Annotated in this window: 22 protein-coding genes and 2 tRNA genes; 18 read left to right on the top strand and 6 right to left on the bottom strand. The window is 41.5% G+C overall.

Going from position 1 to position 26,572, the window contains the following annotated elements:
* The first annotated feature begins 157 nt into the window (after nt 1–157).
* From FPZ43_RS03375 to FPZ43_RS03360, 4 genes are all read left to right on the top strand, one after another.
* Nucleotides 158–1,093: a TolB family protein gene (locus FPZ43_RS03375; RefSeq protein ID WP_146380423.1), complete on the top strand. Its 936-nt coding sequence runs from the start codon at nt 158–160 to the stop codon at nt 1,091–1,093.
* Nucleotides 1,094–1,209: 116 nt separating this feature from the next.
* Nucleotides 1,210–1,899, top strand: coding sequence for a ribose 5-phosphate isomerase A (gene rpiA / locus FPZ43_RS03370; RefSeq protein ID WP_186461750.1), 690 nt, complete (start codon nt 1,210–1,212; stop codon nt 1,897–1,899).
* A gap of 88 nt (nt 1,900–1,987) precedes the next feature.
* Complete coding sequence (locus FPZ43_RS03365) at nt 1,988–2,464, top strand: hypothetical protein (protein ID WP_146380421.1); 477 nt, start codon at nt 1,988–1,990, stop codon at nt 2,462–2,464.
* Nucleotides 2,465–2,470: 6 nt separating this feature from the next.
* The gene (locus FPZ43_RS03360) at nt 2,471–3,418 is read left to right on the top strand and encodes a right-handed parallel beta-helix repeat-containing protein (RefSeq protein WP_146380420.1); all 948 of its coding nucleotides are present in this window, start codon (nt 2,471–2,473) and stop codon (nt 3,416–3,418) included.
* A 30-nt stretch (nt 3,419–3,448) separates the two neighbouring features.
* On the opposite strand, the gene FPZ43_RS03355 is transcribed toward FPZ43_RS03360, so the two are convergent.
* From FPZ43_RS03355 to FPZ43_RS03340, 4 genes are all read right to left on the bottom strand, one after another.
* Entirely contained in the window at nt 3,449–4,678 is a 1,230-nt protein-coding gene (locus FPZ43_RS03355) for a BamA/TamA family outer membrane protein (RefSeq protein WP_146380419.1), read from the bottom strand.
* A gap of 99 nt (nt 4,679–4,777) precedes the next feature.
* Nucleotides 4,778–6,361 (bottom strand): hypothetical protein, encoded by a 1,584-nt coding sequence (locus FPZ43_RS03350; protein WP_146380418.1) that lies wholly within the window; start codon nt 6,359–6,361, stop codon nt 4,778–4,780.
* 9 nt (nt 6,362–6,370) lie between these two features.
* Entirely contained in the window at nt 6,371–6,928 is a 558-nt protein-coding gene (locus FPZ43_RS03345) for a WcaF family extracellular polysaccharide biosynthesis acetyltransferase (RefSeq protein ID WP_146380417.1), read from the bottom strand.
* A gap of 52 nt (nt 6,929–6,980) precedes the next feature.
* Nucleotides 6,981–7,769, bottom strand: a complete 789-nt coding sequence (locus FPZ43_RS03340; protein ID WP_146380416.1) for a polysaccharide biosynthesis/export family protein — start codon at nt 7,767–7,769, stop codon at nt 6,981–6,983.
* A gap of 16 nt (nt 7,770–7,785) precedes the next feature.
* Here FPZ43_RS03340 and FPZ43_RS03335 point away from each other — a divergent pair, with 16 nt between their 5' ends.
* Together FPZ43_RS03335 and FPZ43_RS03330 are read left to right on the top strand one after the other, a co-directional pair.
* Nucleotides 7,786–8,598 carry a glycosyltransferase family 2 protein gene (locus tag FPZ43_RS03335; protein ID WP_146380415.1) on the top strand — a complete coding sequence of 271 codons (813 nt, stop codon included), beginning with the start codon at nt 7,786–7,788 and terminating at the stop codon, nt 8,596–8,598.
* A 67-nt stretch (nt 8,599–8,665) separates the two neighbouring features.
* Complete coding sequence (locus tag FPZ43_RS03330; protein WP_146380414.1) at nt 8,666–9,769, top strand: MraY family glycosyltransferase; 1,104 nt, start codon at nt 8,666–8,668, stop codon at nt 9,767–9,769.
* Here the strand turns inward: FPZ43_RS03330 and FPZ43_RS03325 are convergent.
* Nucleotides 9,766–10,704, bottom strand: a complete 939-nt coding sequence (locus FPZ43_RS03325) for a CvpA family protein (RefSeq protein WP_146380413.1) — start codon at nt 10,702–10,704, stop codon at nt 9,766–9,768. The two genes, FPZ43_RS03330 and FPZ43_RS03325, sit on opposite strands and share 4 nt — an antisense overlap.
* A 170-nt stretch (nt 10,705–10,874) precedes the next feature.
* Between FPZ43_RS03325 and FPZ43_RS03320 the strand changes: the two genes are divergently transcribed.
* Entirely contained in the window at nt 10,875–11,492 is a 618-nt protein-coding gene (locus tag FPZ43_RS03320) for a phosphatase PAP2 family protein (protein WP_146380412.1), read from the top strand.
* A 245-nt stretch (nt 11,493–11,737) separates the two neighbouring features.
* Nucleotides 11,738–14,068: a GH92 family glycosyl hydrolase gene (locus FPZ43_RS03315; protein WP_222430916.1), complete on the top strand. Its 2,331-nt coding sequence runs from the start codon at nt 11,738–11,740 to the stop codon at nt 14,066–14,068.
* 14 nt (nt 14,069–14,082) lie between these two features.
* On the opposite strand, the gene FPZ43_RS03310 is transcribed toward FPZ43_RS03315, so the two are convergent.
* Nucleotides 14,083–15,123: an LLM class flavin-dependent oxidoreductase gene (locus FPZ43_RS03310; protein ID WP_146380411.1), complete on the bottom strand. Its 1,041-nt coding sequence runs from the start codon at nt 15,121–15,123 to the stop codon at nt 14,083–14,085.
* Between the two features lie 79 nt (nt 15,124–15,202).
* Between FPZ43_RS03310 and FPZ43_RS03305 the strand changes: the two genes are divergently transcribed.
* The 10 genes from FPZ43_RS03305 (at nt 15,203) to FPZ43_RS03260 (ending at nt 26,236) form a co-directional block, all read left to right on the top strand.
* On the top strand, nt 15,203–15,625 hold the full coding sequence (locus FPZ43_RS03305; protein WP_146380410.1) for a DUF1801 domain-containing protein: 423 nt from the start codon (nt 15,203–15,205) through the stop codon (nt 15,623–15,625).
* 78 nt (nt 15,626–15,703) lie between these two features.
* A complete protein-coding gene (locus FPZ43_RS03300) occupies nt 15,704–18,403 on the top strand; it encodes a hypothetical protein (RefSeq protein ID WP_146380409.1) in 2,700 nt (899 codons plus the stop codon).
* Nucleotides 18,404–18,548: 145 nt separating this feature from the next.
* Nucleotides 18,549–18,622 (top strand) — tRNA-Pro (locus FPZ43_RS03295).
* A 112-nt stretch (nt 18,623–18,734) separates the two neighbouring features.
* On the top strand, nt 18,735–19,490 hold the full coding sequence (locus FPZ43_RS03290) for a helix-turn-helix domain-containing protein (RefSeq protein ID WP_146380408.1): 756 nt from the start codon (nt 18,735–18,737) through the stop codon (nt 19,488–19,490).
* A 26-nt stretch (nt 19,491–19,516) separates the two neighbouring features.
* Nucleotides 19,517–20,674, top strand: coding sequence for an FAD-dependent oxidoreductase (locus tag FPZ43_RS03285; protein ID WP_146380407.1), 1,158 nt, complete (start codon nt 19,517–19,519; stop codon nt 20,672–20,674).
* A gap of 59 nt (nt 20,675–20,733) precedes the next feature.
* A tRNA-Pro gene (locus FPZ43_RS03280) sits at nt 20,734–20,807 on the top strand.
* Nucleotides 20,808–21,101: 294 nt separating this feature from the next.
* The gene (locus FPZ43_RS03275) at nt 21,102–22,337 is read left to right on the top strand and encodes a site-specific integrase (protein WP_146380406.1); all 1,236 of its coding nucleotides are present in this window, start codon (nt 21,102–21,104) and stop codon (nt 22,335–22,337) included.
* A gap of 244 nt (nt 22,338–22,581) precedes the next feature.
* Nucleotides 22,582–22,734, top strand: a complete 153-nt coding sequence (locus FPZ43_RS19695; RefSeq protein WP_391563958.1) for an ORF6N domain-containing protein — start codon at nt 22,582–22,584, stop codon at nt 22,732–22,734.
* Between the two features lie 291 nt (nt 22,735–23,025).
* Nucleotides 23,026–24,456: a putative phage abortive infection protein gene (locus FPZ43_RS03265; protein WP_146380405.1), complete on the top strand. Its 1,431-nt coding sequence runs from the start codon at nt 23,026–23,028 to the stop codon at nt 24,454–24,456.
* Nucleotides 24,457–24,568: 112 nt separating this feature from the next.
* Nucleotides 24,569–26,236, top strand: a complete 1,668-nt coding sequence (locus tag FPZ43_RS03260) for a DUF262 domain-containing protein (RefSeq protein WP_146380404.1) — start codon at nt 24,569–24,571, stop codon at nt 26,234–26,236.
* The last annotated feature ends 336 nt before the right edge of the window (nt 26,237–26,572 follow it).

The following is a 26,572-nucleotide window of genomic DNA, read 5'->3' as shown; positions in this document are numbered from 1 at the left end:
ACCGCCCTTTTACATTTAATCAATACTTCAGTATAAATCGACATGTTTTAATGCTGATAAGCCGACCCAGGCAAGACGATGCTCCGTCCAAATTCTCTCATTATCAATTGCATCAGCATAGATAATTAATTAGCTTTAACAACCAATTCCATAAACCATGCGGAAGCTAACTTTACTTAAGCCGACACTTGTCGTGCTGATTTATTTTGTATGTCCTGAGATGTTATCTGCACGAAGCAAGCCCGATACCACGAGCGTTATTCAGTTACTGGATGTTGAAACTGGAAAAATAGATACCTTGCTTTCGTTAAAGCAGCATATTGAAGCGCCCAACTGGCATCCTGATAATTACCTGATTGTAAATAGTAAGGGTAAACTTTATCAGCTGGATATTGCCTCTAAGCAACTAACAGAAATTAACACGGGCTTTGCTAACGAATGCAATAACGACCACGGTTTATCGCCCGATAAAAAATGGCTGGCAATAAGCCATAACGCACGGAACGACACGTCGCGCAAAGGATATAAGTCTGCGGTGTACATTTTACCTGTTAAGGGCGGTCAACCAAGACGCATTACGCCAGGCGTACCATCGTATTGGCACGGCTGGAGTGCCGATGGCAAAACGTTAGCCTATTGCGCCGAACGCAACGGCAATTATGATATCTACACCATCAATACCAAAGGTGGGAAAGAAACGAGGATCACAACCGCCGAAGGTTTAGACGACGGCCCAGATTACTCGCCCGATGGAAAGTTTATATATTTTAACTCGTACCGTACCGGGCATATGCAAGTTTGGCGCATGTTGGCCGATGGTAGGAAGCCGGAGCAACTTACCTTTGATGAAAATTCCAATTGGTTTCCGCATCCTTCGCCGGATGGTAAGTCAATTGTTTATATAGCCTACACCTCGGACGAAAAGCAAAATCATTTATTCGGTAAGAATGTTAAGTTGCGATTACTAAACCCGGTTACCAAGGCTATTAAAGATATAACGCCGGTGTTTTTTGGCGGACAAGGTACCATAAATGTTAACTCTTGGGCGCCCGATAGCCGACATCTTGCATTTGTAAGTTATATCGTAAAGTAGCAGCATTAAGCAAGATGGTTGGCATGATTAGGCAACATTTGTGATGATTGTGTCCATCTAAATTATTTGATGTACCCTTGTAACAGATCTTAATGGCAGACTATTATATTAGCTGCATGGCAGATTACAAACTGGAGGCGGCAAAGGCTGCTTTAAAACTGATCGCTCCTTATCAATACATTGGCCTGGGTGCGGGCAGTACAATTGCGTACCTGGTGCAGGCACTTGCGGCAGACAATCAACTTGCTGCATCGCTCACCGTTACATCATCATCTTTTAAAACTAACCAATTATTGTTGAGCCATGGTTTAAAGGTGCAGGTACCTGCGTTAATTGACAAGTTGGACTGGTATTTTGATGGTTGCGATCAGTTTGATGCGGAACTTAATGCGCTTAAAAGCGGAGGCGGCATCCATACAACAGAGAAGATCCTGGCATCGGTAGCAAGCAACTTCGTGTTATTGGGCGACGATGCTAAGCGTGTGCCCACGCTTACCAATGCATATCCGCTGGTTATAGAAATTTTACCACAAGCCTTGCAGATAGTTTTACGAGAGCTGCATGACTTGTACCCATCTGCGAAAATTGCACAGCGTATGAGCACGCAAAAAGATGGTGCGCTGATATCTGATAATGGCAACATGCTTGTTGATGTCTATTTTGCAGAAATGCCGTCGCCCGGCGTACTTAATACCCAGATTAAGATGATTCCCGGGGTTGTTGACCATTCACTTTTTTACCAAATAGCAAACAAAGCAATTATTGCTGGTGAAAGCGGCGTTCGGGAAGTTTTGCCGGTTAGGTAAAGAAACTTGAGAATGGTGTTCAAAAATTTGATAATTGCATGTTTTTAAGGATGAGTGTGATAGCGCAACAATTGTTAAATTTGTAACAATGACAGACTTGAACGAATATGAATGCGAAATGCTTGATGCGCTGCTGCAGGCTTTCGGTGTTCCGGATAGTTTAACGCGGCTTCAGATTATGGACCTGTTTGATCAGGACGAAGCTACAGCTTTTGCAATGGTACAGGCCCTAATGCGCGAGGGCTTTATAACGTCATCCGGCAAGCACGGTAATTACGAATTGCCCGAACTGCTGATACTCAAACCAAAAGGCGAAAAGTTTTTAAAAGATGGTGGTTTTACCAAGCGCTATCAATTGGAGCAGCAAAAAACGGTGGTAGTTGGCGGCACACTTGCCAAGTTGCAGCAACAAAATATGAAACTGCAAAATGAAAAGCTTTCAAATAAATCCCGAATAGCCGATCTGCAAAAAGAGTTGAGTAAAATGCAAATCCGCGTCTATTTGGTTGCGGGGGCAGCAATTTTACTTTTTATTGCGGGTATAATTATTGGCCGTTGGCTATAATCGCTTATGCGGCTAATCACTATCTATCTTTTGTTGTTTTTAAGTTGCAACGCCGCTGGTCCTAAATCGGGTAGGGGCACTACGCAAATCAAGACCCCGCTCATACTCAAAACATCCAAACCAGTTTTGCTGCAAGGTGCGCACGATGTAATAATTTCAGGTAAAGAAATCAGCGGCGGTAAATTGCCTGCCATTCACCTCATCAATTGCTATAACATACGCATTGTGGGCAATAGACTTACGAAGTCAGCCAATGTAGGCATCGAGTTGTATAACTGCCATAATATCACCATTGATAGTAATTATATATCGGAAGTAAGCACAGGTGTATACGCCGACAAGTGTGTTGGCGGTATTGTGGTAACCAACAATATTTTCCTTAATATGAAAGGGCCGTTCCCGCGGGGGCAATTTGTTCAATTTAATAATGTAACAGGCCCAGGTTGCCTAATCAGTCATAACAAGTGCGAAAATGTATTGGGTAAAAGTTACCCTGAAGATGCCATAAGTATCTATCAAAGCAGTGGTACCTTGTGTAACCCCATCCGAGTTGAGCGCAACCTAATACGCGGAGGAGGTCCCAGCGCAAGTGGTGGCGGTATTATGTTAGGTGATGGTGGCGGCCAGTGTATTAGGGCCAAAAATAACGTGCTTGTCAATCCCGGCCAGTACGGCATGGCAATTGCCGGTGGCAGCCATATAAGCATCATAGCAAATACTATTTATGGCAAAGCTCGGCAGTTTACCAACGTTGGCTTGTATGTAAATAGTCCCGCTAAAACTTCTACCCACACAGTAAGTGATAATCGAGTTTTGTTTTTTAACAAGAGCGGCAACCAAAACAATAGCTGGCTTGCACCTGGCACACCGCAGCCAATTGGCTGGTCGTCAAATGTATTCGGTGCTAAATTAGATGAAGCGCTTATACCTGCAGATTTTATAAGCAAGCGTTAATACGGCAGTTAGCAGAACGTATGTACATCTTTAAAACGCTTCGCCCAAACTAAAGTTGATTGAGCTGTAACCTTTGCTTACACCGTAATCAATGCCGATGTTGGTATTTGACCCTTTGTTAAATTTCACACGAAGGCCGGTACCTGCGGCAGGGTGCCATGAGCGGAAAATATCGCCCGAACCACTTACAGTATTGATATTGGTAAATAACACAAAACCCAGCAAGCCATTTTCGGTAATATCGCGGCGATACTCTGTTTCGACATAAAATAGCGTTTGGCCTCTATAGCGGTTTTGATCGATACCACGGCCAGAACGGTTGTTAGGATCCCAGCCGATGCTTGGCAAATCGAGATACGGCGTATTTTTGCCTAGTGCACGCCACAAATATGTCCATATCGCCAACGTATTTTGTTGATTGGGCTTTTCAGGATTTAAGCCAATGTATTTACGCACGTCGAAGTAAACGGATTGCCAGTTGCTTTGGCTGCCCAGAATTTTAGGATTTACGCGATACACAAAGTTAGCATAAGCCCCCGGTAGCGGGTTTATAGAGTTGTTACTATTCCGTGTATCGTACAATAAATTTAAGCTAAGTCCCGATGAAAATGAATTGCCTGACGTGCCGTAAGGATAATTGGTAAACTCGGGCAGGGAAACTGCCGGGTCCTCACTTTTTATATTTATGCGATAATCAAGATTGTAGCCAAGGCCTGCAAAAAAGTATGGGGTAATACGTTTTAAGGCGCTTTGATAAAATCTGATATATTGGTAATCGACAGTTACACGCGGATCTTTTGGACGATTGTTTCCCAGTCCCCATGTATATTGCGGATAAACTAAAAAACGCGTATCTCCCTGTATCGTCCACTCGTTGTTTGGAAACCAGATGCTGGTGCGCAAAGGAAGCCCATACCGGCCCTTGAAGTTAAGGTAGGGCGCAAAGGTAGCACTTGAAATGTTGGTTGTTTTGCGCGGACCGAGGTAAATACCTGCCGTGGTACTTGTTATTAGCGCTCTGCCCGCACCGCCGGGTACGGCCGAACTTACGGGAAGGATAGAAAAATAAACCTTCTTATCTTTTTCCTGACGAATCTTTTGCTCTTTAAAACTAAAAAGACGGTTAGCTATATCTATTAAATCAGTTTGTCGGGAAGTATCTTTAACCGTATTGTTATCCGGTATAATGGTAGACGCATTTTGGCTGAATGCACTTGTGCACACTAAACATAAAACTACAAGTAGGAAATTTTTTGTCATAAATATGGTAGCAGGGGCAATTACCATACAATACGTATGTGTTGTACATTATGTTTTTGTAAACAACATATAAAAGGGGCAGAAAATTTACTATGTGCGCTAACGCGCTTCTATAGCGTAATACAATACGTAATCGTCACTAAGTTCTTTGAGCGAAAACCCTTTGTAGCCGGGGAAACATTTTAAAATCATGCTGGCCCGTATACCGATGTAGTTATGCGGCATCAAAATATATAGTGGCCCGGCGTGTCCCTTATACACGGAGGCATCAAGATCAAAGCTCATATCGCCGTTGATTGGGTCCATTGTTATGGCACGGTTATGCTGTATTTCAAGTGGCAAATCGGGGCTGAAAAAAACGAACGTGGCGTTGCTGCTTTTCCGGTCGAGCATACCGATATAGTCGACAGACGGCTGATCGGCAAACTGATGCGCGATGCCGGTTGCGCCACGGGCAACTTCCGTATTTAATGCAACTGACGACAGTATGTAAAACCGCACGCTAAAAAATAAGATGACAGACGCAATCCCAACAAATGCATATTTGTAAGCCACCTTTCCTGTGTTCAAAACAACGTAAATGAGGCCCGGCGTTACAAGAAGTCCGATATTCCTGAAATGCCTGCTCTCGTAAGAAATATTTAAGGAACGTAAATATGAAGTGCCGAAGAATAAGATACTTATAGCATAAATACTTAAAAGGACTACCTTATATTTTGAATTATTTACCGCTTTCACGATAGCATAAATCAGCGCAAGGCTTAATACTGCAAGCACCGCAACAATTACCGTAGCTGTATCAGGGCTAAACAAAACCTTGTTATTGTGTTCTACGAGCCCGTTTGCCAGATCATCCGCAGAAAAGCCTGACAACAACGGCGAGGCCAGCGGATAAGTAACCGCATTTACAGTTAACGGCATTTCAGACTTTTCAGTCACCGGGCTTGAACCTTTCGACAAGAAGAAAAAGAAAATGCACAGCACCGAAGCTACCGCCGGGATACCAATCCAAATGCCATTGGTGAGCCAGGTAACAACCTTTTTTGTGTTGTTTGACAAGATTATCCAAACAGAAAGCAAGCCCGCAGCATACATCCATATAAATGATGATTTGCAAACGAAGCCTAATAAGCCGCAAGCAAAAACAAATATTGCCAATGTTACACCAGGCTTGCTAAAGCTAAGGCAGCCATATAAAAACCATCCGCAAAAAGCAAAAAGCAGTATTTCGCCGCCGGTGTAAAATATAAATGAACCGAAAAAAGCCTGTTGTGCAACTATAAATAGCAGGCTCATTAGCGCAATATTTTGATTGAAGCCTGCCTTTGTAAAAAAGCGATAAAAGCCAACCAAACCTACGGCCTGGCATAGCAGGATTGTAGCGGCGATGGCATGGGCAAGCTTTAATTTGAATACAGTTGTAAACAAGTAAGGCAACAGATACTGCCCAGGTGACCACCAAGTAAGAAATTCGGACGCATTGGTTGCAATATTTTCGTGGGCGGGCAGTACAAGATTATTAAACCCATAGCCCCGTTGCATGCTTTTCATAACCTGCAACCCCCATGACGGGTCTGGGAATACAGCAGGCGCATTTATGAAGAGGAGCACTCCTGTAATTAACAGGACCAATAATATAACACTTGTTAAGATACTTGGCAATAATGCTTTTTTAATCAGCATAATATAAAATTAGACAGCAGCTATTTCCCTCTTCCTGACAGCAACTGCGGGGTTTCCCTGGTAAATAAAATATTCGTTAAGGTTTTTATTTGCTATGGAGCCCGTAGTAAGCACCGAATGGCTGCCTGCGGTGACGCCGGCGCTTACAGTTGCGCCGCAGCCTACCCAAACTCCGTCCTTTAATACGATGCTGCCGGTGATCAGATCGAACGAAGATTTTTTATAATTATGATTGCCAGTTTGTAAAATAGCCCCTTGCGAAAGGCATACGTTGCTACCAATAGTTACCATCACAAGGTTATCAATCCAAACGCCTTCACCAATCCAGGTATTATTATCAACTGTTAAATGCCAAGGATATTTGATGTTTACGTTTGGTTTTATGACAACTCCGGTTCCAATCTTTGCACCAAAGGCTCTCAATAAAAAGATTTTAATTTGGTTTATCGGCAATAAGTATGATTTAAAGATAATGGCATTGATGTAAAACCAAAGTGTCCGCTTAACCCAGCCAGCGCCGGGCTGGTAGGGGTGATTATTGTATAACGACAAGTCGGTTTGGCTCATACAATCAATATTGACGGTTAGTTAGGGACAAGTAATGCATACCCGCCAACTATTACTTAGCTAGGTTAAATATCAGCAAGGCTGTGTTGATGAGTAACAACGCTGGCTGTGCAATAAGCGAAAAGTTTTGCAGGTTTTCATTCCTAACAGCGCGTTTGTTTTTGGCAATGTAAATAATGTCGCCGCTTTGCAAAATCGCTTTTGGGTCCGATAATGAATTGATGTCGCTCAAGTCTATTGTGGTAACGGTTTTTACTCTGCCGCCTCTTATAATTTTTACATTCTTTTCATTGGCGGTTGGCATCAAGCCGCCGGCTTGTCCAATTATTTCAACGAGCGTAACATTATCTTTCTCGAGCATGAAGTTACCTTGGCTGGCTATATCGCCCAAAACAGTAACTTTTAAATTAACAACTTTCAGATCGATTATAGGATCTTTAAGCAGGCTTTTACGATAGAGGTCTTCAATTACTTTTGTAGCTTCAATACGTGTAAGGTTAGCAACCTTTACATGGCCAATAACGGGCAGTGTAACAGTTCCGTCTTGTTCTACCTGATAGGTTTGCCCGTTATTTGCAGAACCAGCACCTCCGGCGCTACCTGTACCCGATGCACTGCCCGGCACCTCATCTACAATGTATTTTAAGCTTTGCAGATTGCGTATTTGCAGCATATCCTGCGGTTTTATGCGGTAGCTTGAAAGCGGGATATCTGAATTGGCTGTACCAACAGTGTCAACCTTGGCTGTTTTTTGTTGAAAAAGCAATTGATTTTGCTGCGTAGAGCATGAAGTTAAAAAAGTAACTATTGCGATAAAACCAAGGAGTAATAATTTACACATATATAATATCTGCCGTATGTTAATAAAGAATAGGCAGCACGATCAAATTTACATAATTTGCGCAAAAAATAGCTACCAGTACGTGCCTTACCCTAAATTAACTGTTATCACCGTCGCCTTCAATGCATCAAAAACGCTTGAGCGTTGTATTAATTCTGTACTTAGCCAACAGTATGACAATATTGAATATATATTAATAGATGGTGGTTCAACAGATGACTCGGCCCTGATTTTTGAACAGTATCGCGATAGGATAGATGTGCTTATATCTGAACCTGATAATGGGTTGTATGATGCTATGAATAAAGGTATAGCACTTGCCACGGGCGACGTAATTGGGATGCTGAATGCCGACGATTTTTATGCTGATGAAAGTGTCCTGAGCGAAATTGCCCAAGCGTTCACTACCGGTACAATAGATGCGGTGTACGCCGACCTTGATTACATAGATGAGACGGACAAAGTAGTGCGTAAATGGTGTGCAGGCAGATATACACATGGATTATTTAATTATGGGTGGATGCCACCACACCCTACCTTCTATTGCAAAAGGGAACTGTATAGAACCCTGAATCATTACAGCCTAAATTATGGTACCGCTGCAGATTATGAATTGATGCTGCGTTTCATACATATAAATAAGATAAAGCTGGTTTATATAGAGCGAATACTTGTAAAAATGACGGTTGGCGGGGTTAGTAACAGCAGCCTGCAAAACAGGCTAAACTCGTTACGTCACGATTTGCGGGCAATGCGCCATAACGGCATTAAAATGCCTTATATTTCATTGTTGATGAAGCCCTTGCGTAAACTAAAACAGTTTCTTTAGGATTAATTATATTTATTATATTTGTAACACCCCTCAGATAATTTAGATAACTATTTTAACTGCATTGATGCCCGAATACTTAAGTACATATTACTTTCTGTATTATTTTTTAATAATAGTGTTTTCGGGCCTGATAACACTTTTTATTATTCCTTCCATATTACATGTTGCGCGTACAAGGCATTTGTACGATGATGTTGGCCACTTTCGCAAACAGCATGACCATGGCATTCCCCGTCTGGGTGGTGTTGCCATATTTGTAAGCTTTACCCTTACCATATTACTGTTCAGCATGATTGATAAGACGCTGCCTATAAGCTATTTGCTTACTGCTGCTATTATCCTGTTTGCTATGGGCATAAAGGACGATCTTTCAGGTGTCAATTCAAGCACAAAATTCTTTATCCAGTTTATTGTAGGTTTAATACTCGTAATACTTGGTGATATCCGGTTAACCAGTATGTATGGCGTTTTTAATATTTATGATTTGCCTTACGTGCCAAGCGTAGTATTGTCTGTATTGATGATAATGCTGCTTATAAATGCTTTTAACCTTATTGACGGTATAGACGGACTTGCCGGAACAACGTGTGTTGTAGTGCACGCCACGCTTGCTGTGTTGTTTATACTTTCAAACCATTATGAGCTTGCTGCCGTATCACTGGCGCTTGTGGGGGCAGTTGCCGGTTTTCTTCGTTTTAATTTTACCCCCGCTAAGATATTCATGGGCGATACAGGATCATTGCTCATTGGCCTGATATCAGCTGTTATGGCTATAAAGTTTATAGAACTCAATAAGGTTACGCCCTCAAGCAACCCCGCTATTTATTCGGCACCTGCTTTGGCTTTTGCCATACTGATAGGGCCGATATTTGATACTCTGCGCGTATTTACCCTACGTATCCTGAAAGGCCTGTCGCCATTTGCTGCAGACAGAAATCACATACATCATCGTATGCTCCGCCTAGGTTACAGCCACCTGCAAACCACTATTATATTGGTGATCATAAATATTATGGCTATTGGTGTAGCGCTTATTTTTAGTGGCTTGGGTAATTTTGTGTTGATCGGGCTGATCTTTGCAAATTCTTTATTGTTTAATTGGATAGTAACTTTTTGCCTGCGCTCAAAAGAACGCCATAATTTAGCCTTTAAAAACTTCTTTGTCTAGTCGGCAAAATTTTGCGTGATCATTAGGCCATAAATGCCACCGTCCATTATGCCAATGCCAACCCGACCGAAGTTTGGGTTTAAAATGTTCGCTCTGTGAGTTGGCGAATCTATAAGTCCTTGATGCGCTATTTGTATGGTTTGCGCAATAGCAATATTTTCACCCATTGCAGCAAATACAACGTTTCCATTCCGCATACGATTATAGGGATTACCGCCATCAGGGCTGTAGTGTGAAAAGTAGCTTTGCTTGAACATATCGGCCGAATGAAGGCGTGCCACTTGTACAATACTTTTATCGATGCTAAGCGGTCTCAATCTATTTTTCTTTCGTTCGGCATTCAAGATAGTAAGCATTTCCCTCTCAAGATCGGGCCGTGCCGTAGGGGCTGCTACTTTAAAAGGTAATTTTACAGGTTCATCGCTGCTGATCACTGCATTAGTTTTTGGCAGGCTGGCATTTACCGCTGCACGGAATACAGGCTCGATTTTCCCTTCTAACCATGCAATGCCCATACCCGCTTTACCCGCAAGGCGGCTTTCGCGCACTTCTACAGATGCGCCGTGCGTGAACGGGATGAGGGTGAAAAGGCTTCCCAACAATGTCAGCCATATGGTTCCATTTACACATCCTGGTATAACGCCAGCTGCCTTGTTAATTTTGTTATCATGTAAACTGTCAGGCACACGGTCGAGTATAAGGTTAGTGACATATTGCAGTAATGATTTCGCAATTATAGTAGCCATTACAAAAGCTACCGGCAATGCCCAAACACCAAGTGCATTTATTTTAAGCCAACCATGTGTTAAAAAAGCTATGGCAAGGGCACCCGTCCACGAAATAAGGGATAGTGCAGCCAGGATAAAGCCCTGCTTGTAGCCTTCCCAAACTGAATAGGCCAAAATAGCCACCAGTACTAAATCAATATAATTCATGGTATGCTCAATATAGCGCTTTTATCAATTCGGCTCAAGGGAAGGCGTTTTAACTAAATTACTTTCTGTTAAATAAAATAAATCCCATTAAATAGAGTTTAATTGCCAACCTTGATCTTATTGTGATATTGTGCTGTTGAATTACCTTGTTGAACCACTTATACCTATTAATGAAGTTTAAGTTGCTGATCTTGATGCTGACCCTATCGGCATCTACAACTATTGCCCAAAACTTTGATGCAAAGTTACTATCAAAAATAAACCCGAATGGCGGGTATAGCAGCACATGGGGCTTTGTTTCGAATAACGCCGTTCAGGTAGCCGTTGCCGCGCCATTTGCCATGATGGCGGTTGGTATAATTGAGCACGATCCTTTACTGAAGCGCAACGCCGTTAACACAGGCGTAGCTTTATTGGCCACCGGACTTATCACTCAAGGTGTGAAAAGCACCATACAAAGGCAGCGTCCATTTATGGCAAACCAGGGCATGATATTTCAGCAGGGCAATGCAGGTGGCTATTCTTTTCCGTCGGGCCACACTTCTGCTACGTTTTCTTTAGCAACCTCGCTAAGTTTGTCATATTCCAAATGGTACGTTATCGCACCATCTTTTGCTTTTGCTGGAGCAACAGCATACTCCCGCATGTATCGTGGAGCGCATTATCCGGGCGACGTATTAGGCGGCATTATTGTCGGTACGGGCACGTCTTTCCTAACCTGGAAACTTCAAAAGTGGATTTATAAATACAATAAAGCTTACAACAAGGGCTTTGTAAAAAACAAATGATTTTCTGATAAAACTGGTGAACGTAAAACTTCTCGTTGGCCATCTTTATTACGTTTTGGGAGTAACCGGGCTTTAAAGTCAGGGAGCATGCCTTAGCGGCTAGAACAAAATGTATCAAATTTCTTCTTTAAGCATAAATATGTTCATAAGTTTGTACATATTGTAAGCCAATAACAAACCTAATGCCAGCACTACTACGCTGTTAATATCAATTTGCGCCTACATAATACATTCATGCTTAGCCTATGATGAGTTTTATTAAAACAGTTTTGCTTGCCGCGAGTTTATCGGCGATCGCTGTTGTGTCAAGCGCGCAAAAACCAACTAAACAACCCGTTGACTATGCCGATCCGCTTTTGGGCACTTCGGAATCGAGATGGATGCTCAACCCTGGTGCAACAATGCCTTTCGGAATGGTGCAACTTGCTCCCGATAATCAGGGTGGTGTTTGGAAGTCAGGTTACGAATACACACTCAATAACGTTGGCGGGTTTAGCCATATCCACTCGTGGACAATGGCAGGTTTATCTGTAATGCCAACAGTAGGCGTTTTGAATACCCGCCGCGGGCCTGCAGATGGCCCTACCACAGGCTGGACAACCGGTTATCGGTCGCGCGTGTATAAAGAGACTGAAAAGGCAAGCCCTGGTTATTATGCCGTTAAGCTCATGAATGGCGATATCACTACAGAAATAACAACTACAACACGCTCTGGCTTCTTCAGGTTTACTTATCCAAAAGCCGAGGATGCGCACATTTTATTTGATTTAGATATCCCTTTTGAGGACACTGCTGAAATATTGGACGCAATATTTACCAAAGTAAGTGATACCCAAATAGATGGCTACTCCAAACAAAAAAGTGGTTGGAACGAGTACACAGTGTATTTTGTAATCCGCTTTGACAGGCCCATACAAGGGTTTGGTGGTTGGATAGGAAATAAACAGATCAAAAATGTTACTAAGGTTGCAGGTAAGGGCAGCATGGGTGCCTATGCAGATTTTAAAACCCAGGCAGGAGATGTTATACAAATGCAAACTGCTATTTCGTTGGTTAGCATTGACCAGGCAAAGCTGAATCTCACTACCGAAATGGATCCCTTTAAATGGAGCTTTGAGGCCGTGCATAACAATGCGCGTACAATATGGAACAACCTGCTAAGCAAAATTAAAGTTGAGGACAATAGCGAAATCAACAAAAAGAAATTTTACACCAACCTTTACCGCTCGTACGTAGCACGCACTACATGGAGCGATGTAAATGGTAAATGGATTGACCCTAATGAAAAGGAGCGCCAAACAGACCCGCGTTATCCTATCCTTGGCTCGGATGCTTTATGGAACACCTTCTGGAATCTAAACCAGCTTTGGACATTAGTGAACCCCGATATCGCCAGTAACTGGAGTAAGTCGCTTTTAGAGATTTACAAGGCAGGAGGGTGGCTGCCCAAGGGCCCGGCCGGGATTGAATATTCCGGTATAATGGAAGCATCGCATGAAATTTCATTAATCGCCAGTACATATCAAAAAGGTATCCGCGATTTTGATGCCAACCTGGCTTTGGATGCAATGCTGCATCAGCAAACAACACCCGGCGTTAAGACGCCTGAAGGAGGAATTGCAGGCAATAAGTTTTATAAATCGTACCTGGAGCTTGGCTATGTGCCAAATGATGAAGGACAGGTATCAAACACGTTGGAGTATGCATACGATGACTGGTGCGTAGCGCAAATGGCTAAAGCGCTTGGTAAAACCGTTGAGTATAATACTTTTATGAAACGGGCGGGCAATTACCGTAACATTTGGGACCCGAAAGTGAAGTATGTGCGTATGAAGAATCGGGATGGCAGTTGGGTAAAGGACTGGACACCTTATTGCTGCACCAGCTTTAACGGTTCGGGTTATCTGGAAGGTAATGCCTGGCAATACAGCTTTTTTAATCCGCATGATGTGCAGGGTATTATTAACCTGATGGGGAAGGATGAATTTAATAACCGCCTTAACGAAGGATTTATAAAATCGGCCAGGTATGATTTTAATGCCGAAGGCGATCTTTACGATCTTGTGCCTATTAATCATGGCAACCAGCCAAATATGCAGGCTTCGTGGCTTTTTAATTACTCGGGCAAGCCATGGCTTACACAGAAATGGACTCGTGAGATCATGAATAAGTATTACGGTGCAACGCCTTACAAGGGTTGGCTTGGCGATGAGGACGAAGGCCAGATGGGTGCCTGGTTTGTTATGGCGGCTATGGGCTTGTTTGAAACCGATGGCGGCGCGTCAACCAAGCCGTTTTATGAAATTGGCAGTCCGCTTTTTAATAAGGTAACCATTAACCTTAATCAACAATACTATAAAGGGAAAACTTTTATCATCGAAGCTCGCAACACATCGGACGTAAACCGCTATATACAATCAGCCACCCTAAATGACAAACCGCTTAATAAGCCTTGGTTTTACCATCAGGATTTGGTTAAAGGAGGTAGCTTGATATTAATAATGGGCCCGCAACCTAATACCAACTGGGGCAGTAAACCTGGCGACGCACCCCCATCTATGTCATCAGCTAATTAGCCGTTTAAAGGAGCTTATAATATCTTCGATGCTGTTTCGCGGCGCACTACAGGGGCCACTTCAGTTCCTAACAGCTCAATTGCCTTGAGTATTTTTGCGTGTGGCGTGTGGCCTGTAACCAGTTGTGCCAGGAAACGCGTGTTGCCGAAAAGCTCATATTGCTGCATTATCTTGTCGATAGCAAGCTGCGCATCGCCCACCACAAGCGGGCCGTCTTGCCTCAAATATTCAAACTGTTCCCTCGACATCGGCGACCAGCCCCTGTCGCGCCCCACGCGGTTCATTAAAGCCTCGTACGATGGGTAAAATGCACTTACAGCTTCACTATTTGTACCTGCAACAAGTGTTTGTGATGATATGCCCAACTGCAGTTTTGATATATCGTGGCCTGCTTTTTCTGCAGCTTCGCGGTAAAGTTCCACAAAGGGTATAAAATGCCTTGGTGCGCTGCCCAATATGGCTATCATCATTGGCAGACCCAAACGGCCGGCCCTAATGGCTGATGCCGGTGTGCCGCCTACACCCAACCAAACAGGTATTTGCTCCTGTACAGGCCGTGGGTAAACGCCCTGGTTACGTATTGGTGCACGGAAGTTACCCTGCCAATTTACGTTGATAGACTTATTGATCTGCATCAGCAAGTCAAGTTTTTCTTCAAATAATTGGTCGTAATCATTTAAATTGTAACCAAATAAAGGGTATGATTCGATAAATGATCCACGGCCCGCAATCATTTCCGCGCGCCCGCCAGATATCAGGTCGGCAGTGGCAAAAGCTTGGAAGGTGCGTACGGGATCGGCCGAGCTGAGTACGGTAACCGAGCTTGAAAGCTTTATATTTTTAGTGATAGCCCCCGCCGCAGCCATGAATATTTCGGGCGACGAAATCACGAAATCGGGGCGATGATGCTCGCCAAAGGCAAACACATCAAGCCCTACCTCATCTGCCAGTTTCACTTCTTCCAGCAATTGCTGCACACGTATATGTGCCAGTTTATCGTTGCCTGGCGTATTTGCCGGTTGCACTTCCCCAAATGTGCTGATGCCTATTTCCATAGTTTAATGATGATAAGCCAAAGTTATCTATATCAAGTTCAATAAATGATATCTTTAATCAAAAAACAGCTGAGTGTATATGACTAAGAATAAAACCACTGAAACTGAAAACAGCGTTGAAGCCTTTTTAGACAGCATTGCCGACAGTACAAAACGTGGCGACAGTTTAAAGTTAGTGCAGATTATGCAACAGGAAACCGGTTTTGAGCCTAAATTATGGGGGCCTAATACAATTGGATTTGGCAGCTATCATTACAAGTACGCCAGTGGCCATGAAGGCGACGCACCATTAGCAGCTTTTTCGCCAAGAGCAAAAGAATTTTTAATTTACTTGTCGGCAGAGTTCGAAGAAAAGCAACAGTTGCTTCAGCAACTCGGCAAGCATAGGGCGGCAGTAGCTTGCATCTATATTAAAAAATTGGAAGATATTGATCCCGATGCTTTGTGCAAAATGATTGTTGCATCTGTAAAGCACCTTAAAAATTTGTACATCGTTACATAAAAAGGAGCTAATTTATTTTACAGGCTAAAGTTTCATAAAGGTCAATTTTGACTATATTGAACTTCAAATGCCTGCCTTATGAAGAAAGCTTTATACCTTTTGTCTATTCTACTAATTGCATTGTTAGCGGTTTCATTTACCACCACCGACTGGCTTGAGGCTTTGTTAGGAAAACTGGAGCAATATGCAAGTAAAAATCCACAGGAAAAAGTATACATTCAGTTAGATAAGCCATATTACAGTATAGGGGATGATGTTTGGTTTAAAGCATATATGGTTAAAGCAGATGACAATCAACCCTCGCCTTTAAGCAATACCATATTCGTTTCGTTGCTTGACGAAAGTGACTCCGTAAGAAAAACGGTTGTTGTGCCTGTAGAGAATGGTACGGCTGATGGCAGTTTTACACTTACAGATTCATTGATTAATTCGGGGCATTATAAATTAATTGCTTACTCATCATTGATGCAGAACTTTGACAGTGACTTTTATTTTACCAAAGATTTGTTAATTGCCGATGCCCGAACATCTACCAGCCTGTTTTTAAAGGATCAGATTGATTTCGAAGGATCAAAGATGACGGCGAACATCGATATATATAATCCTTTAACTGACAAAAAGTTAGCAGGTACAGCTGTCGACTACAAAATCATTCAAAATAATAAAAGCTTAACGGATGGCAAGGCTGTTACTAACCAGGATGGTAAGTTAATTGTTACACATAATATGGCAAGCAATTTTGCCGAGAGCGGGCCTGTATTTTTGGAACTAGATATCCCCCAAAATGATAGAAGCGTCTCCAAAAGAATAATTAGTGTATATAATAAAAAAGCAAAACCCGATGTGCAATTTTTCCCGGAAAGCGGAAAACTTGTTGCAGGAGTAAGATCAAAAGTAGGTTTTAAGGCACTAGGGCCGGATGGTTTTGGCATAGATTTAAAAGGCTTCATTATAAATCAGAGCAATAAAAAGCTTTTTGATTTTAAGAGCAGCCATGCAGGTATGGGGGCATTTGCACTACAGCCCACCGCTGGCGACGTGTATACTGCAGTAATAACTGATGCAGCCGGCGCAGTAAACAAATACACCTTACCTAAAGTAGAAAATACAGGATATGTGTTAAGTGTCAACGGAATATCTGACGATAGCCTAACTGTAGCTGTACAAGCAGGCAAGGGAACGCCTTCAAATGATGAACTTGCAATTGTGGCACTTCAAAATAGTATTGTGATGTTTTCCGGGAGATTAAAAAAGGGTGTAAATTCATCAGCTGTTAAAATATCAAATGCAAAGTTCAACACTGGTATAGTTCAGTTTACACTTTTGTCATCATCCTCAATCCCTCTCGCCGAAAGGCTTTCATATATCCATCATGACGATCAGATAAATTTAACAATAAGCAGTGATAAACAGATATATAACAAGCGCGAGAAAGTTGATTTGACCGTGTCTGCGACTGATGATGATAAATCGCCTGTACAGGGTAACTTTTCAATCTCGGTTACCGACGAAAATAAAGTTGGCATAGATGAGGACGCTGAAACCACGATTCTATCAAATTTGCTATTAACGTCTGACTTGCATGGATACATAGAGGCCCCAAACTATTATTTTAACACCGACAATAAAGATAGGTATGTACATTTAGATAATTTATTACTTACGCAAGGCTGGCGACGTTTCAAGTGGACAGATGCGGTTTCCGGAAAACAATCACCATCACCTTATGATGCCAAAGGGGGTATAAGCGTTAGTGGCCAGGTATTAAGTTTAACAAACAAGCCTTTGCCTAACAGTAAGGTTTCGATATATGCGACAACAGAAAATGGCGTAGTTACCCTTGATACTGTTGCAGATGCGAGCGGAAGATTTATTTTTAAAAATATTCAAATACAGAATACCGCTAAATTTCTTGTTAAGGCTGAAAAAGCTAATGGAAACGTAAATGCCAAAATTGTTTTCGATGTTCCACCTAAGCGCAATTATACATCAACACCCATTATTAATGATTTTTCTACAAAAGGTTTGTTGGTGTATCTGCAATCAACAGAAAAGCGTTTCAATTTGATGCCAGACGGTTTGCCCGGCCATACAATCATGTTGAACGAGGTAAAAGTTAAAGATAAAAAAGTTGACAGGTATACAATCCCAGAGTCAGCAAAACTAGGTACTGGCAATGCCAACATCGTTTTAAAAAGTGAGGAAGTAGAGAAATACCAAAATTTGTGGGAAATATTTTATAATAAACCCGGCGTTGAAGTTCGTGACAGATCCGTTTACAGCGTTGGAAGAGTTGTATCGTTAACAAGACCTAATCGCTCGCCTATGTTGGTAAGGCTTAATGGCATGGCGGTAGATCAAAGTGTGATTTTAGATTTGCAGCCGTCGGTGGTGGAAGGCGTCGAAATATTTTTACCAGGTCCGGCCACTGCTATATATGGTAATGAAGGTTATTGGGGAGTGATAGAAATAACAACCAAAAAGGGTGGCGTCAAAAACTATTCACGTTCAACTAATATAAATAGCATTGTGGTAGATGGCAATGTTCCCGATAAAGAGTTTTATAGTCCAGTTTACGAAACTAAGAGTATTAAGTCAAATAATCCCGATTTGAGATCTACAATCTATTGGAACCCTGGTGTAAACAGTGATGCTGAGGGAAAAGCCAAAGTTTCATTTTATACTGCCGATGAGCCTGGAACATACAGGGTAACTATAGAAGGGCTTGATGCAGAAGGTCGGCTTGCACACAAGGTATATCGCTATAATGTCAAATAGATATCGACTCATTTGGACGTGAAAGCCTTTGAGATTTTAAGTCAATATTAATTTTCTGCTAATGAATAGGTTATAATTTGTTGTTTAAATTCTTTCAAAAAAAATTTGCTAAGGCAGTATAAAAAGCTACCTTTGCAATCCCAAACGGGATGTAGCGTAGCCCGGTATCGCGCCACATTTGGGATGTGGAGGCCGCAGGTTCGAATCCTGCCATCCCGACACCGGATTTTAAAACCCTGACGTAAGTCGGGGTTTTCTTTTTAAAAATGTTTTCTGTTTAACTTCGACAATATAACCGGTACTTTTAACCTACATTGTGTTAGCTGCTGGTATGGAGAACCATTTTACTCTTAAATTTTTAAAGCCTGAGCCGGAAATTTCTGCTTTTGTGGAAAGCATTGGTATGTTTCACAATCAAGGTGCTGAGGCGAAAGAAGTTGTGGTACTGCCCGACGGCCGAATCGATCTGTTTTTCTGGAAACCCGGGATTGAAGATTTCCAGGTAACGCTTATTGGATTGGAAACCGCGCCCGAGCAACGCTTTATTCCGCCTGGCACCAACGCCTTTGTAGTAAGTTTTAGGCCGCTAGCAGCAGAGTATATCTTGAAAACATCAGTTGCCGATATTTTAAATAGCGCAAAAAATCTGATTAATGACTTTTGGAATTTTGACAAAGATATTCTGGATGATTTCGATGCGTTTTACAACAGGGTTACAGAGAGTGTAAAAGCGCTTATCCCAACAAGCGTTGATAACAGGAAAACAAAACTGTTCGACTTGATTTATACATCAAACGGGGATTTAACCGTAAGTGCACTTGCCGACCAAACAGGGTGGAGCAGCCGGCAAATGAGCCGTTATTTTAATCAACAGTTTGGTTTATCGCCAAAAGCTTATTGCAATATCTTACGCTTCAGGGCATCATTGGGCCATATAGCTCAAGGAAAATTGTATCCACAATACAATTTTACAGATCAGGCTTACTTTATTAAAGAGATTAAGCGATTCGCCGGCGTTGTTCCCAAGGAGTTATCAAAGAACAAAAACGACCGATTTCTACTATTATCCGTTTTAAAGGGCGAATAGTTTTGTGCCGTATTAATTTTTACGGTATGCTATTACAAAATAAAACAGTAGGTATTATAGGCGGCGGCCCCGGCGGGCTAACCTTAGCAAGACTTTTACAAATCCAAAACATCAATGTCAAGCTATACGAGCGCGACGCTGACAAAAACGCGCGGGTACAGGGCTCGCCGTTAGATATGCATGAACAATCGGGCATGGCGGCTCTGCGCCAGGCAAAACTGCTGGATGCCTTTAAGCAGAACTTTATGCCTGGTGCCGACAGGAAGCTGATTGTAAACGAACAAGCCAAAATCTTTTTTAGTGACCACAACAAACCTGAAGAAAATTTCGGTCATCCACATTTCCGGCCGGAAATAGATCGCGGAACGCTAAGGAAGATTTTATTAGAATCATTGCAACCAGGCACAGTTGTATGGAACAGTCACTTTATGCAGATGAAAAAAATGGGTGAGGGCTGGCAATTGCATTTTAAAAACGGTACATCTGCCTATGCGGATGTTGTTGTGGCTGCCGACGGTGCCAACTCCAAAATAAGGCCTTACATTACAGATATTAAGCCGTTTTATACCGGAATTACCATGTTAGAAGGCAATGTGCCAGACGCGGCGTTACGCGCACCGCGAGTGAATGCGCTGATTAAGGGTGGCAAAATAATGGCTTTTGGTAAAGGTAAAAACCTTTTGCTTGGCCAAAAAGGTAACGGCGACCTCGGTTTTTACGCAAGCCTGCGGGTACCGGAAGATTGGGGTGCATCAAACGGACTGGATTATAACGATCACGAGTCGGTATTAAATTGGTTTAAGCGAGAATATGCAGGTTGGGCCGACATTTGGCAGGAACTATTTGTTGGCGCAGAAACGCCCTTTGTACCGCGTGTAATAAATTGCATGCCGTTAACTCAATCTTGGCAGGCACTCCCTAACCTTACCATGCTTGGCGATGCGGCCCACGTAATGCCACCGTTTGCAGGCGAGGGCGCAAATATGGCAATGCTTGATGCTTTAGAGCTATGCAATGCTTTAACAAGTGATGCTTATCAAACTCAGCAAGAAGCCATCACTGCCTATGAGGAGCAAATGCGCCGACGCGCTGCTCTTGCGGCAAAAGAGTCATTAGAGAATGGCGAGCGTATGCATGCTCGGGCTGCATTGGCTAATATGTTGCAGCTATTTGGCAACCATTAAGTTTTTTGCAATTAAAAATTTTGAAATATTAAATTAAAGTCTACTTTTGCAACCCCAATCGGGATGTAGCGTAGCCCGGTATCGCGCCACATTTGGGATGTGGAGGCCGCAGGTTCGAATCCTGCCATCCCGACGATACCACATATCAAACGATATGGAAAGCCTGTAAATCATTGATTTACAGGCTTTTTTGTTTTCCTGCCAACGCAAATGATATCAAATCATCGCAAGTTATCCGTCACCTAACTGAACACCTCTTTTCGTTTCATACTTTTGAGGTATTCAAAAGTGGTTTAAATCACTGTATAACAATACGTTACAAGGCAACGAACTTGCGTTGTTTTGCGCTGATTTGAGCTGATCTTTTGATGCCATTTGGTATGATTTAATACCTAATAAATGCAAATGGTTTAATTAGATCAATGTTATGAAAACGATCAACACATTCAGTGTCCACTTCAATTTGAGGACAGAAAAAGGAAAAGAGGGAAAAGCGCCGGTCTATGCGGCAATCAAGGTCAATGGAGAGAAAGCCATGCTGGCACTCAAACAGAGCGTTGCGACAAGGTGCTGGGACGTTCGGAAAGGTATGGGTAAGACTACGACCGCTGAAGGCAGGGAACTCAACATTTACCTGGAAGAGGTAAGGCAGGTATTGGGAGAATGTTACCGCGAGTTACAACTCAAACGGCGTGTGATCAGTGCCGATGCGGTTAAGAACGCTTTTCTTAAAAGCGGTGACGACGAACATACCCTGGAAGAAGTTGCCGAGTATCATAATGAAACCTCCAAAGGGATACTTGCACCAGCGACCATGAAAAATTATTATACTACCCAAAAGTATTTGCGGGAGTTTGTAAGCAATAAGTTAAAGAGAAGATCATTTTTTCTATCAGAGCTTAATTACAAGTTCATCCAAGACTTTGAGGTATTTCTGCGCAACCATCAGCCACTTGACCACCAGAAGCCACTAACGACCAACGGCATTATGAAACATCTCGAGCGATTTAAAAAGATGATCAATTTAGCTTGCCGGATCGAGTGGTTATACCGTGATCCGTTTGAAAAGTATCAATTGAAATTTGATCGCGTGGAGAAAGATTTTTTAACGTCTGACGAGCTGGCTGCACTAGAACAAAAACATCTGCTACTACCCAGGCTGAGCGTCGTTAGAGACATATTCGTATTTGCTTGTTATACCGGGCTTGCTTTTGTTGATGTGATGGAGCTTACGCCAGGCAACTTGGTCAAAGGTCAGGACGGCGGTCTATGGATCAAGACCTGTCGTCAGAAAACCACTATACCGGTCAATGTTCCGGTACTCAATGAACCGGAAAGGTTATTGAATAAGTACAAAGGAAACGTAAGAGCAGCTGCGAACGGAACGATCTTTCCCAGATTATCCAACCAAAAAATGAATAGCTACCTCAAGGAACTTGCTGAACTATGTGGGATAAATAAAGTCCTCACCTTCCATATGGCAAGGCATACCTTCGCCACCACTGTAACACTTGTGAACGGAGTGCCAATAGAAACGGTGAGCAAGCTTCTTGGTCATACGTCGATGCGTTCGACACAAGTCTACGCGAAGGTTATCGAAAGAAAAGTGAGCGAGGATATGGCAGCGTTGAAAGGAAAGCTCAAAGGACTGTCTGTTGCTTAAATGTTTGTTGAACAAAACTTTAAAAGGGAATGATCGATTTCAGCTAATCGTTCCTGATGGGCTTTAAGGTCACAAATTGTGACCTTAAAGCAGATTTAATCGACGGTCTTTCCAGTATATATTATAACTATCTTATTGTTTTCACAATTAGTGATAACCTTTATTGAACATCATGCAAACGAAGCAAAAATAACGGACGAAATTACTCCAAGTAAAATATGTTTCGTTTGGGTCAAAAAGAAGACTGGATCAGGATTTTGCAGAGCTATACAAAGTGGAAACCAAGCACCTTAAGCGCCAGGTAAGAAGGAATATTGAGCGATTCCCAGTGGCGGATTATATGTTCCAATTATCCCTGCAGAGTATCAGATTTCAAGGAGCCAAATTGGCACCTTGAAACAGGGGCAAAATATTAATTATGCCTTATGGCCTTTACAGAGCTGGGTATATGCATGCTTTCAAATGTGTTAAATAGTTCCACCGCCATCCAGGTAGTATACGTATCATGCGAATTTTTGTGCATGTCAGATAATTTTAACTGATACCACAGAGATACGTTTGGAAATCGAAAAGATCAGGAGCGAACTTTTTAATTATGGGAAAAACATGGAGATAGTCCTTTGCTATTTGGACAAATAATGGCACAAAATCGAATCCCAACAATGGGCTGCAAAGAATAGAAAGCGAATTGGATTTTGATAAAATCGTTATCTTGCCAATTGTTTCTAAACCTTTTTTAAAAATGAATTCTGATCAAATCTCGCAAACTAGAACCTTTATCAGTAGAGGTTGGGAGGTCTTTCTTCAATCAATTGCATCTCTAATGTTGGCTTGGGGAATTATTTGGATCGTTTTTGTTTATTGCTCATCTCCTTTGAAACAAAAAGTGCAATTACATGTGCCAACAAAAGGGGCACCATTTAAAGATTCCAGTACATTTAAACAGGATAAATCCACTGATAATGAAGAATCTGATAAAAATTATTGGGCGATACAGGGTACAAAGGGAGATTTCACCAATGGTATAGGTGGATTCTTCGCCGCCGCAGCTGGCTTCATTTATCTGTTTCTGTCCTTCTCTAAACAACGAGAATCGAATGCTGTTCAAAGGGATGCTTTTGCTCATGAGAAAATTGAGGGACGCTTCTTTGAACTAATAGGCCTTCATCGTGATAATGTAGCCGAATTATCTTTCACTTACTATTACAGAAAAAAGGTTGTTAATAGAGACCTACCGATGCCTGAACCAATAAAAGACCGTGTCACTCAAAGAAAGATTTTCCAAGTCTTCAAAACACAGTTTAAAGAGCTTCAAGACGAAATCGAACATTTTTTTATTGATAAAAAAATCACTGATGTTTATGAGGATACATACCGACTTCGCTTGATAAAAAATTCTACGGTGGTAGATCGAAATATCGACCTTCTTATACTAGCCAAAGCTGATATTTTATATTTAATGATCTTTTTTGGGGTAGGAATCGAGGGTCGGGAAACCATCTTAAATCTAACTAAAAATAAATACAAAGAACTCTTTTTAGTAGATGTTCTCAAGTATGCGGCTCTAAAACCCAAGGTAGAATCAGACTTTTATGTGAATTGGTGGGCTATCAACAGTTTAACTAATAAACGCCAGCGATTTGAAGAAATTTTGTTAAAGCGAAATCTAACATCTACAAATAAGAAAGTTAAAGTGACTAGTGAAAAAGATGTCAATATCCAAAGTAAAGCTACTTTTTACCCGGATGATTATGACAAGTACTATGGCGGACATCAATTCAGGTTGGGACATTACTTTAGACATCTATATCAAACAGTATCGTTTATCAATGACCAGCCCGATATTTCTGGCATTGATCAGCGAAATTATATCCGCCATTTGAGAGGACAGCTTTCCACAGATGAACAAATCATCTTCTTTTTAAATAGTCTGTCCCAATTAGGTCGTGTATGGGAATTGGAGGAAAAAAAGACAGGAATGGCGGTTGAAAGAAGACAACAACTGGTAACTGACTATGCACTTATAAAAAATATCCCTAACGATGAGGCTATAAAAGGGTTTAAATTATCACACTTTTATCCAAGCATTGACTATGAAGGTTTTATGAGTGTTAAATAAATCTCACCTAGTAAGAGACATATTAATTGCTTACACGATCAGTAGCCAATTTTAGTGGATTAGTCGTTTTTATTATTATCACATCAATATTAAATTAACCTTGCATATAGCAATGGAATACCGTACCACAATTAATAATATTTTTAGCCCCCGAAAACATACATTCGCTGTCCCAACGTATCAACGTGCATATTCATGGGAAAAGGAAAGGCAGGTTGCCCAATTTTTATCTGACCTTAAAGATCACCCAGATAGTGTCGAACAATATCATTATGGTCATTTTCTTTTTGAAAGAGATGAGGTAAAGCCAAATAAATTTTGGGTTATTGATGGTCAGCAACGCATGACAACAGCAATTATCTTTTTGAGTGCTATTTATCAGGTGTTGTCAAAGCTTTCAGAACATCAACGTGATTCATTTAATCTAAGGCAGGAATATCTAATAAGTAGTGATGATCAACAAAAATTTCATACAGTCGCTTACGATAACAATTTCTTTATTAACCTAGTTATAGAAAATAGGCAAGATAAAGTTGATACTAGATCACGCCAAAGGATAAAAGAGGCTTTTGATTACTTTTCTGAACAGATAAGTATATCACCGCTGCATGAAGTAATAAAATGGAAAGAACTTATTGAGAATGCTAAAATTACAACTGATATTGTTAACGATAAAGCAGAAGCTACACAAATATTCACATTCCAGAATGACAGAGGTAAAGGCTTAACCAATTTAGAAAAACTGAAGGCTTTCTTAATGTTGCAAATTTTTCTAAGTTGTAAGAATACGGACACAGATCCAAATGAAACTATTGGATTCATTGAGAAAGAATTCGAGCATGTCTATCGTGCAATAGAAAAAATAAAGATTGCAACTGAGGATCAAGTACTCGGCTATCATACAACTGCTTTTCTACCTTACGGAGATACAGCGATTGACAGAATAAAAAACTCGATTTCGAAGCTTAAATCAGAAGCAATTCAAAAATGGATAAAAAATTTTGTTGTTGAATTAAAGCGCTCTTTCGAGTTTGCTATTTCTATACAAGCCAAAAGAAAAACCTATAGCTTTGTAGGAGATATTCTATTCCTTGATCAAGCGAGTTGCTTTCCACTATTACTTAAGCTTTTTCATTATCATGAGAATGATCCGCAAATGGAGAAGGTATTGCGCTTAATTGAGATAATACTATTTCGATTAAAATACACAACAGGAAGTTATTATACTAATTCGCTTCCAACAATCGCGAATCGTTATCAAGGCAACGACATCAGAGAATTAATAAAACAGTTGTGGAATCATGCAAAGTTTGGTTTCCAACCGTATTGGAGCTTTGAGGCTGATTTTAACAGAAGGTTAGATGGTGATAATCACTACACGGGGCTTACAAGATATTTACTTTGGAAATACGAAAATTCGTTGAGAGATGGTGTTCGTGAACCTTACATGCTATTTCCCGAATTTAAGAATTTATATGGCACTCCCAAACTAGAGAACACGCTTGATCATTGGATGCCTCGAAATCCATACGAGATTGAGTATGAACAAGAGTTTAAAGATAAATACTTAAATAATATTGGAAATCTAGTTTTATCAACTAGAGGACGTAACGCAAGTGACAGCAATAATCTACCTGGTAATCGCTCTACATATTCAACTCTTATCTCACGCCAGTTATTAGAAGACTTTAAGGGCTCTTGGGGAAAGGAGCAAATATCGCTTAGACAATCGTACATAGTGGCATTTGCTAAACATTATTGGGACCCCGACAAAGCTTAAAGTTCGAATAAGAGATTTATGGAGGCATCCTACCCTTAATTTTTGAACTCGCAAATTTTATTCACTGAGATAATTCTATGAGCGACTTGGAAGAAATTCTACTATTTAAAATTAATATCAAACACTCCATCCCATTGTATCGCTTAAACAACCGGCAGCAGTAAGCAGGAAGACTGTCAAGGGCGCTGCTGCCAATGAAAGCCATTAAGTGCAGCGTTCATACACCCTTGACAGTTTTCCTGCGGCGCTAATTTTGTGATGGCGGTACAGGGGTCAATTACTTTGTGGGGGAAAAGGCAAGTCTATGGTGAGAGATAGCGAGCCATAGTATTGACT

This window comes from Mucilaginibacter pallidiroseus, assembly GCF_007846085.1.
Taxonomy (GTDB): Bacteria; Bacteroidota; Bacteroidia; order Sphingobacteriales; family Sphingobacteriaceae; genus Mucilaginibacter; species Mucilaginibacter pallidiroseus.
The sequence above is the reverse complement of the archived record's forward strand: the minus strand, read 5'-3'. Positions and strand labels throughout refer to the sequence as shown.

Bases quoted from the DNA above. Each gene is read 5' to 3' on its own strand.
- FPZ43_RS03375 (WP_146380423.1), top strand. From the start codon at position 158: ATGCGGAAGCTAACTTTACTTAAGCCGACACTTGTCGTGCTGATTTAT.
- rpiA (WP_186461750.1), top strand. From the start codon at position 1,210: ATGGCAGATTACAAACTGGAGGCGGCAAAGGCTGCTTTAAAACTGATC.
- FPZ43_RS03365 (WP_146380421.1), top strand. From the start codon at position 1,988: ATGACAGACTTGAACGAATATGAATGCGAAATGCTTGATGCGCTGCTG.
- FPZ43_RS03360 (WP_146380420.1), top strand. From the start codon at position 2,471: ATGCGGCTAATCACTATCTATCTTTTGTTGTTTTTAAGTTGCAACGCC.
- FPZ43_RS03355 (WP_146380419.1), bottom strand. From the start codon at position 4,678: ATGACAAAAAATTTCCTACTTGTAGTTTTATGTTTAGTGTGCACAAGT.
- FPZ43_RS03350 (WP_146380418.1), bottom strand. From the start codon at position 6,361: ATGCTGATTAAAAAAGCATTATTGCCAAGTATCTTAACAAGTGTTATA.
- FPZ43_RS03345 (WP_146380417.1), bottom strand. From the start codon at position 6,928: ATGAGCCAAACCGACTTGTCGTTATACAATAATCACCCCTACCAGCCC.
- FPZ43_RS03340 (WP_146380416.1), bottom strand. From the start codon at position 7,769: ATGTGTAAATTATTACTCCTTGGTTTTATCGCAATAGTTACTTTTTTA.
- FPZ43_RS03335 (WP_146380415.1), top strand. From the start codon at position 7,786: ATGTTAATAAAGAATAGGCAGCACGATCAAATTTACATAATTTGCGCA.
- FPZ43_RS03330 (WP_146380414.1), top strand. From the start codon at position 8,666: ATGCCCGAATACTTAAGTACATATTACTTTCTGTATTATTTTTTAATA.
- FPZ43_RS03325 (WP_146380413.1), bottom strand. From the start codon at position 10,704: ATGAATTATATTGATTTAGTACTGGTGGCTATTTTGGCCTATTCAGTT.
- FPZ43_RS03320 (WP_146380412.1), top strand. From the start codon at position 10,875: ATGAAGTTTAAGTTGCTGATCTTGATGCTGACCCTATCGGCATCTACA.
- FPZ43_RS03315 (WP_222430916.1), top strand. From the start codon at position 11,738: ATGATGAGTTTTATTAAAACAGTTTTGCTTGCCGCGAGTTTATCGGCG.
- FPZ43_RS03310 (WP_146380411.1), bottom strand. From the start codon at position 15,123: ATGGAAATAGGCATCAGCACATTTGGGGAAGTGCAACCGGCAAATACG.
- FPZ43_RS03305 (WP_146380410.1), top strand. From the start codon at position 15,203: ATGACTAAGAATAAAACCACTGAAACTGAAAACAGCGTTGAAGCCTTT.
- FPZ43_RS03300 (WP_146380409.1), top strand. From the start codon at position 15,704: ATGAAGAAAGCTTTATACCTTTTGTCTATTCTACTAATTGCATTGTTA.
- FPZ43_RS03290 (WP_146380408.1), top strand. From the start codon at position 18,735: ATGGAGAACCATTTTACTCTTAAATTTTTAAAGCCTGAGCCGGAAATT.
- FPZ43_RS03285 (WP_146380407.1), top strand. From the start codon at position 19,517: ATGCTATTACAAAATAAAACAGTAGGTATTATAGGCGGCGGCCCCGGC.
- FPZ43_RS03275 (WP_146380406.1), top strand. From the start codon at position 21,102: ATGAAAACGATCAACACATTCAGTGTCCACTTCAATTTGAGGACAGAA.
- FPZ43_RS03260 (WP_146380404.1), top strand. From the start codon at position 24,569: ATGGAATACCGTACCACAATTAATAATATTTTTAGCCCCCGAAAACAT.